This window comes from Roseateles sp. P5_E11 (assembly GCF_054049355.1).
The window spans coordinates 1-14,429 of the sequence record NZ_JBFUMO010000101.1; the positions used below are offsets into that span (position 1 = coordinate 1).

The following is a 14,429-nucleotide window of genomic DNA, read 5'->3' on the forward strand; positions in this document are numbered from 1 at the left end:
GACCCATGCCGCGCTGAGAATCGCTCACCATGATTCGCCTCAACGTCACCACCTTCAACGGGCTGCCCGTGAGCCAGCCGCTGTCCGCCCAGTTCGACGAACTCGGCGGCGACATCGGCCGCGCGGACACCAACCAGCTGGTGCTGCCCGACCCCGAGCGCACGATCTCGCGCGTGCACGCCCGCGTGCTGTTCCGCGCCAGCAGCGGTTTCGGCATCGTCGACCAGGGCAGCAATGCCATCAGCGTGAACGGCATCCAGCTCGGCAAGGGCCGCGAGGCAGCCATCAAGCCGGGCGACCAGATCCAGATCGGCGGCTATGTCCTCGTCGTCGAAGCCGGCAGCCCCAGCGGCGCTGCGGCCGACCCCTTTGCCGACTTCTTCGGCATGGCACCGGCCACGGCTTTGACCCAGCCGGGCATTCGGCGTGACGTGGCGGCCGCCGACCCGCTCGGCCTTTTCGGCGGCCCCAATCCTCCCGCTCCGCCCGCACCGGCGCCGTCTTTCACCGCACCGCCACCGCCCGCGGCGATGGGCGGCATCCCGGCAGATTGGGACCCCTTCGCGCCGGTGGCCGCACCCAGGCAGGCAGCCACCCCGGCGCCTTCGGCCGGCGCACGTGCCCTTGGCCTGGACCTGGGCGCCGGCGCACCCGCACCGTTGATCCCCGACCTGCCCGGCGCCAGCAGTGGCCGCGGTGCCGGCGGCGATTCGCTGGACATGCTGTTCGGCCTGGGCGCGCCCACGCCCGCCAGCAACAACCCGCTGGCCCAATCCCTGCTCGGCGAGGCCGTCGCCCAGCCCAATATGGCGGGCCATGCCGACCCGATGCAGGCCCTGGGCATGCTGCCCGCCGCGGCCGGGCAGGCGCTGCCAGACACGACCTCGGAGCTGAACCGGCCCTTCATTGCGCCCAACGCGCCGGCATCGTCGACATCGACGGGCCAGCGGCCCCGGCCGCCGGCCGCCTCCATGGCTGCGCTGAATGCCCTGGATCCATCCGGCACGCTGTCGGGCGCCGTCGTGTCCTGGAACGACAGCGCCGGCGAGGGCCGCACCATCATCCGGGCGGGCAAGAAGCCCGAAGCCGCCGCGCCCGTGGCAGCGCCCGCCGCACCGCTGATGCCGCCGCCCCCGCCGCCGGCCATGGCAGCACCGGTCGCCCAGCCCACACCCATGGCTCCAGGCATGCCTGCCGATCAAGCCGCCCTGTTGGCCGCCTTCCGTGAAGGCCTGGGGATTCCCAACCTGCCGGCCGGTGGTCTCACGCCCGAGTTCATGCGCTTGCTGGGCCAGCTCGTCCACGAGTCGGCGCGCGGCACGGTGGACCTGCTGGTCGCTCGTGCGGCCCTGAAGCGCGAAGTACGCGCCGAGGCGACCATGATCGTCGCCAAGGAAAACAACCCGCTGAAGTTCTCACCCACGGCCGAGGTGGCGCTCGGCCACCTGCTCGGGCCGTCGGTGCGCGGCTTCATCGAACCCCATCGCGCCCTGCGCGACGCCTTCGACGACCTGCGCGCCCACCAACTCGCCTTCCTGGCCGGCATGCGCGCCGCGCTCGAAGGCCTGCTGCAGCGCTTCGACCCCGCTCAGCTGGAATCGCGGCTGACGCAGAAGTCGGTGCTGTCCAGCCTGCTGCCCGCGGCGCGCAAGGCCCAGCTCTGGTCGGTGTTCCAGAACGAATACCAGCAGATCGCCGGTGAACTGTCGGACGACTTCCACCAGGTCTTCGGGCGCGAGTTCCTGCGCGCCTATGAAGCGCAGCTCGACGCGCTTGAGCAAGAACAACGATAGAAGGAGCCCCGTGCAAATCGAGCTCGCATTGATGTCGGAACAGGGCGGCCGCGACTACAACGAGGACGCCTGCGGCCACTGGCATTCCGAGCGCTACCTGTGCTGTGTGCTGGCCGATGGCGCTGGCGGCCATGGCGGCGGCGACATCGCGTCCAAGCTCGCCGTCAGCCATGTGCTGCAGGGCTATGCCAGCCTGCCCGCCCACCACCCGCAGGCGCTGGAAGCCCTGCTGGCGGACACCAACCGCGAGCTGCTCGCCCAGCGCGCCGCCAACCCGCAGCTGCGCAATATGCATTCCACGGTGGTCGTGCTGTCCATCGACCTGCAGGAGCGCACCGCGCTGTGGGGCCACTGCGGCGACTCGCGCTTCTATGCCTTCCGCGATGGCGTTCTCGCCCAGCGCACGCGCGACCACAGCCTGGTGCAGTCCCTCATCGACGGCGGCCTGCTTGACGAGGCCGGTGCTCGGGTACATCCCAAGCGCAGCGAGCTCTACTCGGCCCTGGGCACCCAGGGCGAGGATCTGCACATCAGCGTCGCGCCCCAACCCTGGCCGTTGGAGGGTCGCGAGGCCCTGATGCTGTGCACCGACGGCCTGTGGGAATGGCTGACCGACGACGAGATCGCCATCGCGCTGTCCTTTGCGGCAGAGCCGCAAGCCTGGCTGAACGACCTCGGCCAGCGCGTGCGGCTGGCCGCGGCCGACAAGCCCAACCACGACAACTTCACCGGCCTGGCCCTCTGGCTCAAGAATGATTAGCCCCTCGCCCAGTCTCGCCGCGCTGAACGCGGGCGCGTCCGGTCGGTCCCCCGCGGGGACGGCGACGCTTGCAGCATTGAGCCGCAAGCTAGTCGCCAACGCGGGCCGGCTAGGGAGCGGCCCGTCGCTCGGCCCGCAATACTCAGGCCCTATCGCCTAAGGAGAAGCGCCATGCCTCAACATGTCTGCAAGGGTGCTCAGCTGATGTGCACCTTCGGCTCCAAGCCCAGCGCGCTGGAAGTGCTGCCGCTGAACAAGATGAAGACCAGCAACCAGTTTGCGGCCAACATCATGGACAACAAGCCCATGGTGAACATCCAGCCCTTCGGCCCGTGCAAGAGCATGGCCAACCCGACGGTCGCCGCAGCCACCGCGGCCGCCACGGCGGCGGCGCAGGGCGTGTTCACGCTGACGCCCATGCCCTGCGTGCCGGTCTTTCCCGCGCCCTGGGTGCCAGGCGCCCCGACCGTCATGCTGGCCAATATGCCGGTGCTGAACAACACCTCCAAGCTGATGTGCGCCTATGCCGGCGTCGTCAGCATCGTGTCACCCGGTCAGATGACCGAGATGGTGCCCTGAACGGGAAATCCTAAAGTGAAAGCCGCCCTCCACGGGCGGCTTTCTCTTTTCGGGCCGAGCGCCGGGCCGCTCCCAAGCCGRCCCGCTGGGCAATGTGCTTGCGGCTCAATGCCGCAAGCATCGCCGTCCCCTCGGGGGACCGGTTGGGCACGCCCGCGTTCAGCGCGGCGAGACCGGACGAGGGGCTTCTTATTTCCGCCCGATCTCCACCCGGCGGTTCTCGTCGGCGTTGGGCTTGGCGGGATTCTTCAGGTCCTTGGAGCCCACGCCTTCGATGACCAGCAAGGCCGGATCGGTGCCCTTGCTGACGAGATAGTCGCGCACCGACTCGGCTCGCTTGATGGACAGGGCCTGATTGGMCTGCGGCGTGCCCGAGGCGTCGGCGTGGCCGATGACGCGCACCTTGCGGTCGCTGTTCTTCTTGGTCTTGAGCACGTCGGCGAAGACGTCGAGCTGTTTCTTCAGCACAGGCGGCAGTTCGGCCGAGCCCACCTTGAAGGCCGTGGCCGGCAGCGAGTACTTGATGGCCGGCTTGAAGCCCATGCACTTGAAGCCCGAAGCCTCCAGTTCCTTGCACTTGTCGTCAGGGAACAGGCCTTCGGCGATGGAMTCTGCCGTGGGCACGGTCTTGCCCAGGTCGACCGCGTCGGCAGCGGACGCCGCTGGAGGGGGAATCTCCGGCGTCTGGGCTGCCGCACTCAGGGTGAGACCGCACAAGGAAAGGATCAGGAGGGGGCGAAACTTCTTCATGACGGGTACTCGTGTGGCGGAATGAACCGCTGTCTGAGTGACCGTCGCTGCCGATTGGTTCCCGATGGAGCGGGGAACCAAGCGCGCCCCACAGTCACTCAGTGCCTGATCGCAGGCCGCCGTGGCTGCTTACCGTCTGTTTTTCTGCTCCATTGAGGCGATCCCATCCATGACCTGGCGTGACCGAGTGATCTGGACGGAGGGCATGTTCCTCCAGCCGCAGCACTTCCAGCAGCACGACCGCCACTGGGAGCACCAGTGGCGCCAACGCCTGCAGCAGGCCGTGGCCTATGCCTGGGGCTTCGGGGCCCTGAGCCTGGACGAGGCCTCGTTGACACTGGGGAAGGTGGGCCTGGCTTCGGCACAGGGCCTGCTGCCCGACGGCACGGCCTTCTCCGCCCCGGGCGGCGATGCCGCACCCGCGGCCCTGGACATCCCGGCCGACGCCCGCAATGAGATCGTCGTGCTGGCCGTCACCCTGCAGCGCCCGGGCGTCGTCGAGACCGATGCCGAACAGGCCGCCGGCGCCATGGGCCCGCGCTTCATGGCCGCCGAGGTCAATGTCGGCGACAGCAATTCCCAGCTCGACCGCGACGCCGCCTTGCAGATCGGCCGGCTCAACCTGCGCCTGATGCTGCAACGCGATGCTGGTGAGGGCTACGCCACGTTGGGCGTGGCCCGCGTCGTCGAGCGCCGTGCCGACAACCGCGTCGTGCTGGACCCCAGCTTCGTGCCGCCGCTGCTGCATGCGCCGGCCCACCCGGTGCTGGACGGTTATGTGCGCGAACTCTGCGGCCTGCTGAACCAGCGCGGTGAAGCGCTTGCCGCCCGCCTGGCCGCTCCCGGCCGCGGCGGTGTCGGCGAGATCTCGGACTTCCTGCTGCTGGAAGCCGTCAACCGCAACCAGGCCCTGTTCAACCACCTGCGCTCAGTCTCGCTGCTGCACCCGGAGCGGCTTTACAGCGACTGCCTGACGCTGGCCGGCGACCTCGCCACCTTCCGCGACAGCCGCCGCCCGGCCCAATACGCCGAGTATGTGCACGACGACCTCGCCGCCACCTTCCGCCCGGTCATCGACGACCTGCGCCAGTCCCTGTCCATGGTGATGGAGCAGACCGCCATCCCCATCGAGCTGCAGGACCGCGCCTACGGCGTGCGCGTCGCCCTCATCCCGGACGTGCAGTTGCAGCGCAGCGCCACCTTCGTGCTCGCCGTGTCGGCCCAGCTGCCCGGCGACGCACTGCGGGCGCGCTTCCCCACCCAGGTCAAGATCGGCCCGGTCGAGCGCATCCGCGACCTCGTCAACCTGCAACTGCCCGGCGTCACGCTGCGCCCGCTGCCGGTGGCGCCGCGCCAGATCCCCTATCACGCGGGCCACAACTACTTCGAGCTGGAGACCCGCGGCAACGAGCTGTGGAAGCAGCTCGAAAGCTCGGGCGGCCTGGCCATGCACATCGCCGGCGAGTTCCCGGGGCTCGAACTCGAGTTCTGGGCCATCCGCGCTTGAGACGCGCCATGAAACACGAACACAGCCACAGAGACACAGAGGCACAGAGAAAAGCCGGAAGGAAGCTGAATTCCTCTGTGTCTCTGTGCCTCCGTGGCTGTGTTTTGAATTGATCGGTTGATGCGATGAGCGATCCCAACAACGACGACCCCTTCGCCGCCTTCGGGCAGGACCGCACCGTCATCAAGCCCAGCGCGGGCCGAGCGGCGACGACGGCGCCCCAGCCGCCGGTCCGGCCGGCCGCGGCCCCAGGCCACGCGCCAACCGGCATCCCCGCCGGCCCGATCGGGAAAGAGGCCCCGATGGCGCTGGAGGCACTCACCACCGCCAGCCTCAACCCGCTGGTGGCCGCCGCCATGCCGCTGCTGTCAGCAGCGCCGCGCGTGCGCCACAGCGCCCAGCATCCCAACCCCGCCGGGCTGAAGGAGGCCCTGGCCGAAGGCATCCGCGCCTTCGAGGCCAAGGCGCGCGCGGAAGGCCTGCCCAATGAGCAGGTCATCGCCGGCCGCTACATCCTGTGCACGCTGCTCGATGAGTCCGCCGCGAGCACACCCTGGGGCGGCTCGGGCGCCTGGGCCGCGCAGAGCCTCTTGGTGCAATTCCACAACGAGTCCTGGGGGGGTGAGAAGGTCTTCGCGCTGATGGCCAAGCTGGCCGAGAACGTGCCGGCCAACCGCAACCTGCTGGAGCTGCTCTACGTCTGCCTGGCCTTCGGTTTCGAGGGCCGCTACCGCGTCGTCGACAACGGCCGCGCCCAGCTCGATGGCGTGCGCGCCCGGCTGGCGCAGATGCTGCGCCAAGGCCTCAATCCCGACCCGGCGCTGTCGCCACGCTGGCAGGGTGCCGAGCCTGGCGAGGGCGGCCTGCGCCAGAAGCTGCCGCTCTGGGTGATCTGGGCCGCCACGGCCCTGGTGCTGCTGCTCGTCTACGTGGGCTTGCGCTTCAGCATCAACGGCAACTCGGACGCCGTCTTCGCCACGCTGCGCGGCTTCGACGTCAAGACCGCCGCGGTCGCCGCGCCCACGCCGCCACCCGCAGCGCCGCGCCTGGCCGGCCTGCTGGACCTCGACGTCAAGGCCGGCCTGGTGCAGGTCAATGACCTGGCCGACCGCTCCATCGTCATCATCAAGGGCGACGGCCTGTTCAACCCCGGCAGCGCCGAGGTGTCGTCGGAGCTGCGGCCGCTGGTGCTGCGCATCGGCGAGGCGCTGCAGCGCATGAAGGGCCAGGTGCAGATCACCGGCCATACCGACAACCAGCCCATCCGCTCGTTGCGCTTCCCGTCCAACTGGCATCTGTCGCAGGCCCGCGCCGAGGCCTTCCGCAACCTGCTGGCCGAGCGCGTCGAGATCGGCCGGCTGCGTGCCGAAGGGCGAGCCGATGCTGAGGCCGTGGCCGACAACGCCACCCCCGCCGGTCGAGCCAAGAACCGCCGCGTCGAAGTCACGCTGATGGTGCAGGACCGCTGATCATGAAAAAAGTCCTGTCCTTCCTGTTCCACCCCGTCACGCTCGGCGTGTTCGGCCTGCTTGTCATCTCGGCCCTGGTCTGGTGGGTCGGCCCACTGATCGCTTTCGGCGAGCACCGGCCGCTGGACACCAGCTTCTCGCGCTGGATTGCCCTGGCCATCGTCTGGCTGCTGGGCGGCCTGCGCCTGGTGTGGACGCAGATGCGCCGCCGCCGCATCAACGCCGCCCTCGTCAAGGGCATGGGCTCCGGGCCTTCGGCTGCAGCCAAGGAAGAGGTGGTGCTGCAGGAGCGCTTCACGCAGGCGCTGGGCCTGCTGAAGAAGGCGCCGGGCGCCAAGAAGGGCCTGTTCGGCGGCAGCTCGCTGTATGACCTGCCCTGGTACATCTTTGTCGGCGCACCGGGCTCGGGCAAGACGACGGCGCTGCTGAATGCAGGCCTGAACTTCCCGCTGACCGAGAAGCTAGGCCAGGCCAGCGTGCGCGGCGTCGGCGGCACGCGCAACTGCGAGTGGTGGTTCAGCGACGAGGCCGTCCTCATCGACACCGCCGGCCGCTACGCCACACAGGACTCCGACAAGGAAACGGACGCCGCGGCCTGGAACACCTTCCTGGACCTGCTGCGCAAGGCACGCCCGCGCCGCCCCATCAACGGCGTGCTGCTGACCATCAGCGTGCAKGATCTGCTGGCCCTGCCGCCCGACCAGCGCAAGGAGCAGGCCTCGCGCGTGCGCGGCCGCATGCAGGAGCTGCAGCAGCGCCTGGGTGTACGCGCACCGGTCTATGTGATGGTCACCAAGTGCGACCTGCTGGCCGGCTTCAACGAGACCTTCGGGCCCATGGGCAAGGAGGAGCGCGACCAGGTCTTCGGCTTCAGCTTCCCGGTTTCGATGGCGCCGGGCGAGGAGACGCTCGCCAATTTCGGCAGCGAGTTCGCGTCGCTGGAGAAGCGCCTGCGCGAGCGCCTCATCGAACGCATGGAGGCCGAGAGCGACACGCTCAAGCGCGCCACCCTGTTCGCCTTCCCGCAGCAGTTCGGTGGGCTCAAGGGCTTGCTGGGCGGCTACCTGGAGACCGTCTTCGGCGGCAGCGGTGCGCTCGACGAAGCCCCGCGCCTGCGCGGCGTCTACTTCACCAGCGGCACGCAGGAGGGCACGCCCATCGACCGCGTGCTCGGCGCGCTGGCCCGCACCTTCGGCGTCGAGCGCCGCCTGACGCCACCCGCCGCGGCCAAGGGCCGCAGCTATTTCCTGAACCACCTGCTGCGCAAGGTCGTGTTCGTCGAGCAAGGCCTGGTGGGGCAGAACGCCCAGGTCGAGCGCCGCAGTGCGCGGCTGCGCCTGGCGGGCCTCATGACCCTCGGCATCGTCACCTTGACGCTGCTGGTCGGCTGGGGCTTCAGCTACTTCGGCAACCAGCGCTACATCACCGACATCGAGGCCAAGCTGCCGGCCCTGCAGGACACCATCAAGGCCCTGCCGCCCACCAGCGGCAGCGACCCCTCGGCCCTGCCCGAAGCGCTGGCCGCCATCCGCGACGCGGCCCAGCCGCCTGGCTTCGCGCTGAACGACCCGCCGCTTCGCCTGGGCTTCGGCCTCTTCCAGGGCGACAAGCTCGACGCCGGCGCCCAGGTCTCCTACCACCGCCTGCTGCAACGCGGCTTGGCACCACGCGTCGCAGCGCGCCTGGAGGAGCGCCTGCGCACCGCCAACCGCGACAACCTCGAGTTCGCCTACGAGTCGCTGAAGGCCTACCTGATGCTCTACACGCCCGAGCATCTGGACGCACCGGGCCTGCAGGCCTGGGTGGGCCTGGACTGGGACGCCAACCTCGAAGGCAGCCTGGGCGCCGAGAAGGTGGCGCTGCTGAAGAACCACCTCGACGCCTTGCTGTCGCGCGGCGCCTTCGAAGTGGCCCAGCCCATGGACAAGACGCTGGTGTCCAGCGTGCGCGAGATGCTGGGCGCCTACCCGCTCGAATACCGCATCTTCAGCCGCCTGCGCCGCGCCCAGATCGACGGCGACCTGCCGCCCTTCACGGTGGCGGCCGCGGCCGGCCCGCAGAGCCCTAACGTCTTCGTGCGTGCCAGCGGCCAGCCGCTGACCCAGGGCATCCCGGGCATGTTCACCAAGGACGGCTACAAGAAGGCCTTCCAGACCTCGGTGGACAAGACGGCCAAGCAGCTCGCCGACGAGGAGGCCTGGGTGCTGGGCACCAACGCGGCCACGGCCAAGCGGCAGGCGGCCGACAAGACCCTGGTGGAGCGCGTGCGCCGCCTCTACCTGGAGGAATACGTCAAGGTCTGGGACGCCTACCTGGCCGACGTGCGCCTCGTGAAGCTCAACGGCCTGGACCGCGGCATTGCCGTGTCGCGCCTGGTGTCGGCGGTGGATTCGCCGCTGGCCGCCTTCCTGCGCGCCGCGTCCAGGGAGACGACGCTGATCGACCCGGTCAGCAACGACAACACCATCAACAAGGAGCTGAACAAGCGCGCCGATGACGCCGTCTTTGCCAAGGGCGGCGAACTGGCCCGCCTGGCCGGGAACCAGGCCAAGGCGCCGACGTCCATCTCGCGCGACGGCCCGCTGGAGAAGATCGTCGACGACCACTTCGCCGCGCTGCGCCGCCTCGTGACCGGTACGCCGCCGCCGCTGGACGACGTGATGAAGATGTTCAACGAGGTCTATGTGCAGCTCAGCGCCGTGCAGGAGGCCTTGAAGAGCAAGTCACCGCCGCCCGCGGGTGGTGGTGGCGGCAAGCTCAAGGCCGCCGCCGGCCAGCAGCCCGAGCCACTGCGCGGTGCGCTGGAGACCCTGGCCGAGGCCGCCGACAACCAGAGCCGCCTGGTGGAGCGCCAGAGCCTGACCGGCGAACTGCAGCCCGTCAGCGAGTTCTGCAGCCGCGCCATCGCCGGCCGCTATCCGGTCGCACAGGGCTCCAAGGTCGACGTGCTGCCGGAGGACTTCGGCCAGTTCTTCGCCCCCGGCGGCATGATGGATGACTTCTTCACGCGCAAGCTCAGCCCCCTGGTCGATGTCGGCACCAACCCCTGGAGCTTCCGGCCCACGGGAGATGGAGCGAAGCCGGTGTCGCCGGCGGCCCTGGCCGACTTCCAGCGCGCCACCCGCGTGCGCGAGGTCTTCTTCCGCGGCGGCGGCAAGGCCCCGGCCTTCCGCGTCGACGTGCGCGTGCTGGAGCTGAACGACGGCCTGAAGGAGTTGACGCTGGACATCGACGGCCAGGTCAGCAAGTTCACCGCCGGCAGCAACCAGGCGGTCAGCCTGCAATGGCCGGGCGCGCGCCTGAGTTCGCAGATCAAGCTCAGCGGCCAGCCGGGCGGCACGCCGGTCACCTTCGACGGCCCCTGGGCGCTGTTCCGCCTCTTCGACCGCTTCGAGGTGCAGGGCTCGCCGCAACAGCCCGAGCGCTTCGTCGTCGTCATCAACCTCGACGGCCATCGCGTCCGGCTGGAGGTCACGGCCAGCAGCGTCTTCAATCCGTTCCGGCTGCGCGAGCTGCAGCAGTTCCGCTGCCCGGGGGCGTTGTGAGCGGCGTTGCCGGTTGGTATGGCAAGTTGCCGGCGCTCGGCGATTTCGCGTCGCGCCGGCTGACTCCGGAATGGATCGCGCAGTGGGATGGCTGGCTGGCCGCCGGCCTGCACCAGTTGCGCGTGGACGCGCCCGACACCTGGCTGAACGACTACCTCGCCAGCCCTGCCTGGCGCTTCGCGCTGCTGCCCGGCGCCTTGCCTGACGGCTCGGGTGAAGGCCTGCGCGTCGGCGTGATGATCCCTTCGGTGGACCGGGTGGGCCGCTACTTCCCCCTGGTCGTCATCAGCCCGCCCCTGCCGCGCCCCAACGACGGCGCCCAGGTGGCCGCGCTGTGGCAATGGGCCGGCCAGATCGAGGAGATCGCCGTCAACGCGCTGCATGACGACTGGAGTGCGGAGACGCTGGATGCGGCCCTGGCCGATGTTCCGCCTCCGACCTCCCTGCCCGACAACGGCCTGCCGCCGGCACTGGCCGCCTTGCTGAGCCAGGCCGCCTGGGACGGCCTGCAAGGCTGCAGCCTGTGGCTGCATGCCGGTGGCGGCCCGAGCGTGCAGCCCGCCCTCCCCCAAGGCGCGGCCTTCGCCGCCCTTTTCAGACCCGACTGAGGACGCCATGAGCGACTGGACCCCCAACTACGGCCAACTCTCGGCCCCCGCTCCTGCATGGGCCGCCAAGCGGCCGATCCGCATTGCGCTGCTGGGCGACTTCGGCGCGGGCGCCGCGGCCGGCCGCCTGGACACCGGCGATGAGCTCACCCGCCGCAAGCCGCGCGCCGTCGAATTCGATTCGCTCGAAGACTGGTTGGGCCAGCAGAACATCACGCTGAACCTTCCGGTGGGCACCGACGGCGCGCCGGTCGAAATCCCGCTGGCAGACCTCGACTCCTTCCACCCCGACACGCTGTTCCGCGAGCTGGATTTGTTCAAGAAGCTCAATGACCTGCGCAAGCGCCTGAACAACACCGCCAGCTTCGACAAGGCCGCCGCCGAGGTCGCCAAGTTCGCCGGCAGCACCCAGAAGGCCTCGCGCGCGGGCCGCGGCGCGCGTGCTCGCGGCGCCAGCCCGTCGGCCGGCGCCCGACTGGACGATTTCGCGCGACTGACCGGCCGCGCGAGCGCCCCTGACAGCGGCGGCGGCATCGACACGCTGCTGCGCAACGTCATCGGCCCCTTCGTCGTGCCGGCGGCCAAGCCCGAGAAGGCGGGTCTGTTGAACACGTTGGACGCCGCGATTGCCGACGGCATGCGTGCCGTGCTGCACCAGGCCGACTTCCAGGCCACCGAGTCGCTGTGGCGCGGCGTGGACTTCCTGCTTCGCCGCCTGGAGACCGGGCCGATGCTGCAGGTGCATCTCATCGACATCAGCGCCGAGGAGTTCGCCGCCGACCTGAGCGCCAGCGACGACCTGACCGACAGCGGCCTGTACCGCCTGCTGGTGAGCAAGCCCGCCGAGGCCAAGGACGGCGGCTACACCTACGTCGCCGGCCTCTACCAGTTCGAGGCCACGCCGCCGCACACCGAGCTGCTGGGCCGCATGGCCAAGGTCGCCGCAGCGGCCGGTGCGACCTTCTTCACCGCGATGGCCGTGGACGAGCTCAGCAACCCGCGCGTGCCGCCGCACCCGCTGGTGGTGGACGCCTTCGCCGCGCTGCGCGGCCTGCCGGAGTCCAAGCGCCTGGCCCTGCTCGGCCCGCGCTTCCTGATGCGCCACCCCTACGGCAAGCGCAGCGATCCGATCTCATCCTTCGCCTTCGAGGAATTCACGATGGCCGAYGGCCTGGGCGGGCTGCTGTGGGGTCACCCGGCGCTGCTGGCACTGACAGTGCTGGCCGGCCAGAACGGCGCGCCCAACGTCAACGACCTGCCCTTCCACCACTTCGTCGATGCCGACGGCGACAGCACGGCCCTGCCCTGCACCGAGCGTTTCATTTCCTCGATGGTGGCGACCGAACTGGGTCGCTACGGCATCAAGGCGCTGATGGCGCACAAGGGCGAGCCGCTGGTGCAGCTCACCGGCCCGGACACCGTGGCGGGTGTCTTCACGCCGCCGGCCGCCGGCGCCGCCAAGCCGGGCGCGCGCATGGGCGTGGAGCTGGCTGTGCGCAGCAAGCTGGCCGAGCCCGTCCAGCGGCCAGGGCGCAAGAGCGCCGCCAATGCCGAACCAGAAGCATCGGAAGAAGCGGCTGCGGATGCCGAGGCCCAGGCCGATACCACCACCACCGCTCTCGCATCGGACAGCCCGGACGACAGCAGCGACCTGGACGCTCTGCTCGCCGGCTTGAATTCGGATGACGCCGCGCCCGCACCCGAACCAGCGGCATCGGACAGCGACGACCTCGATGCGCTGCTCGCGAGCCTGAACGACGACAGCCCGGCGATCGAATCTGCCGCCGCAGACAGCGAATCCGATGTGGATGCGGAACTGGAAGCGCTGTTGAAGTCACTGAGTTGATCGCAAGGGCTGTGATGACCCCGACGCTCGGAGTCAGCACGCCAGACACGCGCCGCAACGCACTCATCGAAGCTCCCCGGCGTGGCATGACGCCAATGCCGGGAGCCTCGGCCACTCTTTTCAATCAACCGCCTACTAGGGGGAATGATGGCTCAGGTCAATCTGCCGCAGACGCTTGGCGTCGCTTACTGGGACAAGCAGAAATCCGCGCTGGCCAAGGCAGCGAAAGCCCCGGCCACCAAGTTGCCGGACGCGCTCAAGGAACTCACCAAACAGCATCTCGCGCTCGACTGGGATGCCTACGGCACCGACAAGCTCAAGACCGCCGATGACGCCAAGGCCCGCGCCGCCGAGCTCGATGCGGCCGTGAAGGGCAAGATCAAGGCGCTGCTGAGCCAGGCGCAGGCGGTGGAGACCGCGGCGACCAGCTTCGAGAGCGAAGCGAAGAAGGACAAGGCCTTCCCCAAGGAGCCGCTCGCGGCGGCAGCGGCCATCGTCAAGGCGGCCAAGGAGTACCGTGCCGACGTGGACACGGCCGTCACGGCGGCCCGCAAGGCGCTGGACGCCAAGACGCAGGAGCTGGCCGCGCAGAAGTCCGCCAGCGGCCCGAACAGCGCCGTCATCGCCAAGCAGACCAAGCTGCTGAAGAGCAAGCTGCTGACGGCCATCGCCCTGCTGCGCAAGCCCCAGCCCAACGCACGGCCGATGCGGTTCATGATCGTGCTGGGCAAGACCAGCGCCAGCCTGGCCCTGGCCTATGCGGTCGGCCCGGCGCAGGAAAAGCTCCTCAAGGGCCTGATGCCCGGCGAAGCGCCCTTCAAGATCCTGAAGGACATGAAGGCAGTCGTGGTGTGGGAGAAGAACGCGCTCACCTTCGTCAGTGACCGCCTGGCCGGCACCACCCTCAAGAAGGTGCAGCTCTGGCTCAAGAAGCTGCTCAAGCTCAACCTGAAGATGCGGGTGCGCAAGTCGACCGGCGAGGTCGAGGAGACCGAAGGCGAGGACATCCCCGAACACCTGCTCAAGGCCGATCCGGCCGATGCCGCGGACGACCTCGGCCGCGAGGAGTTCGTGGAACGCATGGCCGCGCTGGATGCCGACATCAAGGCCGGCCTGCGCGGCCCCTCGGCGGCGCGCATCAAGGAGCTGATGGCCGAGATCGCCAAGCTGACCAAGGCCGACAAGTATGGCGATGCCGACGCCGAGCTCGACGAGATCGAGGCCCTGCTTGCCGGCGGCGAGGATGAAGAGGCCGACGAGCAGGAGGACGAACAGGGCGCGGACGCGTCGACCGAGAAGGCGTCTGGCGGCGCGCAGGCCAGCTTCATGAAGCGCTTCGCTGGCCTGCAGGCGGGCATCAAGGCCGGGCTGGCCGGCGCAGACGCCGCCCGCCTCAAGGAGCTGGTGGCCGGCATCACCCAGCTGTCCAAGGCCGGCAAATTCGCCGACTCGGAGAAGGTGCTCGACGCGATCGAAGTGCTGCTGAAGAAGGGCAGCGGCGGCAGCCCAGGCTCTGGCAAGAGTGCCGCCCAGGCCATGGACGAATGGAAGACCCGCCGCGCGGCCGCAGTG

General features: G+C 69.5%; 10 protein-coding genes. 9 read left to right on the forward strand and 1 reads right to left on the reverse strand.

Features of this window, described 5'->3' with window-relative positions; all coding sequences use genetic code 11:
- Positions 1 to 29 precede the first annotated feature (29 nt).
- The 3 genes from tagH (at position 30) to ACXJKR_RS10315 (ending at position 3,132) form a co-directional block, all read left to right on the forward strand.
- On the forward strand, positions 30 to 1,793 hold the full coding sequence (gene tagH / locus ACXJKR_RS10305; protein ID WP_056194123.1) for a type VI secretion system-associated FHA domain protein TagH: 1,764 nt from the start codon (positions 30 to 32) through the stop codon (positions 1,791 to 1,793).
- Positions 1,794 to 1,803: 10 nt separating this feature from the next.
- Complete coding sequence (locus ACXJKR_RS10310; protein ID WP_056194126.1) at positions 1,804 to 2,553, forward strand: PP2C family protein-serine/threonine phosphatase; 750 nt, start codon at positions 1,804 to 1,806, stop codon at positions 2,551 to 2,553.
- 171 nt (positions 2,554 to 2,724) lie between these two features.
- Positions 2,725 to 3,132, forward strand: coding sequence for a DUF4280 domain-containing protein (locus tag ACXJKR_RS10315; protein WP_057297205.1), 408 nt, complete (start codon positions 2,725 to 2,727; stop codon positions 3,130 to 3,132).
- A gap of 189 nt (positions 3,133 to 3,321) precedes the next feature.
- Here the strand turns inward: ACXJKR_RS10315 and ACXJKR_RS10320 are convergent, their stop codons facing one another.
- Positions 3,322 to 3,882 (reverse strand): OmpA family protein, encoded by a 561-nt coding sequence (locus tag ACXJKR_RS10320; protein WP_457322766.1) that lies wholly within the window; start codon positions 3,880 to 3,882, stop codon positions 3,322 to 3,324.
- A 169-nt stretch (positions 3,883 to 4,051) separates the two neighbouring features.
- Between ACXJKR_RS10320 and tssK the strand changes: the two genes are divergently transcribed.
- From tssK to ACXJKR_RS10350, 6 genes are all read left to right on the forward strand, one after another.
- Complete coding sequence (gene tssK, locus ACXJKR_RS10325) at positions 4,052 to 5,389, forward strand: type VI secretion system baseplate subunit TssK (protein ID WP_056194134.1); 1,338 nt, start codon at positions 4,052 to 4,054, stop codon at positions 5,387 to 5,389.
- Positions 5,390 to 5,514: 125 nt separating this feature from the next.
- A complete protein-coding gene (locus ACXJKR_RS10330) occupies positions 5,515 to 6,858 on the forward strand; it encodes a DotU family type VI secretion system protein (protein ID WP_457322767.1) in 1,344 nt (447 codons plus the stop codon).
- 2 nt (positions 6,859 to 6,860) lie between these two features.
- The gene (tssM, locus tag ACXJKR_RS10335; RefSeq protein ID WP_457322768.1) at positions 6,861 to 10,403 is read left to right on the forward strand and encodes a type VI secretion system membrane subunit TssM; all 3,543 of its coding nucleotides are present in this window, start codon (positions 6,861 to 6,863) and stop codon (positions 10,401 to 10,403) included.
- Positions 10,400 to 11,011, forward strand: a complete 612-nt coding sequence (gene tagF, locus ACXJKR_RS10340; protein WP_457322769.1) for a type VI secretion system-associated protein TagF — start codon at positions 10,400 to 10,402, stop codon at positions 11,009 to 11,011. The genes tssM and tagF overlap by 4 nt, the downstream gene beginning before the upstream one ends.
- Positions 11,012 to 11,018: 7 nt before the next feature.
- Complete coding sequence (locus ACXJKR_RS10345; protein ID WP_457322770.1) at positions 11,019 to 12,857, forward strand: type VI secretion system contractile sheath domain-containing protein; 1,839 nt, start codon at positions 11,019 to 11,021, stop codon at positions 12,855 to 12,857.
- A 147-nt stretch (positions 12,858 to 13,004) separates the two neighbouring features.
- Positions 13,005 to 14,429 (forward strand): hypothetical protein (locus ACXJKR_RS10350; RefSeq protein ID WP_457322771.1); only part of this gene is annotated, 1,425 nt, incomplete at its 3' end.

Bases quoted from the DNA above. Each gene is read 5' to 3' on its own strand.
- tagH (WP_056194123.1), top strand. From the start codon at position 30: ATGATTCGCCTCAACGTCACCACCTTCAACGGGCTGCCCGTGAGCCAG.
- ACXJKR_RS10315 (WP_057297205.1), top strand. From the start codon at position 2,725: ATGCCTCAACATGTCTGCAAGGGTGCTCAGCTGATGTGCACCTTCGGC.
- tssK (WP_056194134.1), top strand. From the start codon at position 4,052: ATGACCTGGCGTGACCGAGTGATCTGGACGGAGGGCATGTTCCTCCAG.
- ACXJKR_RS10330 (WP_457322767.1), top strand. From the start codon at position 5,515: ATGAGCGATCCCAACAACGACGACCCCTTCGCCGCCTTCGGGCAGGAC.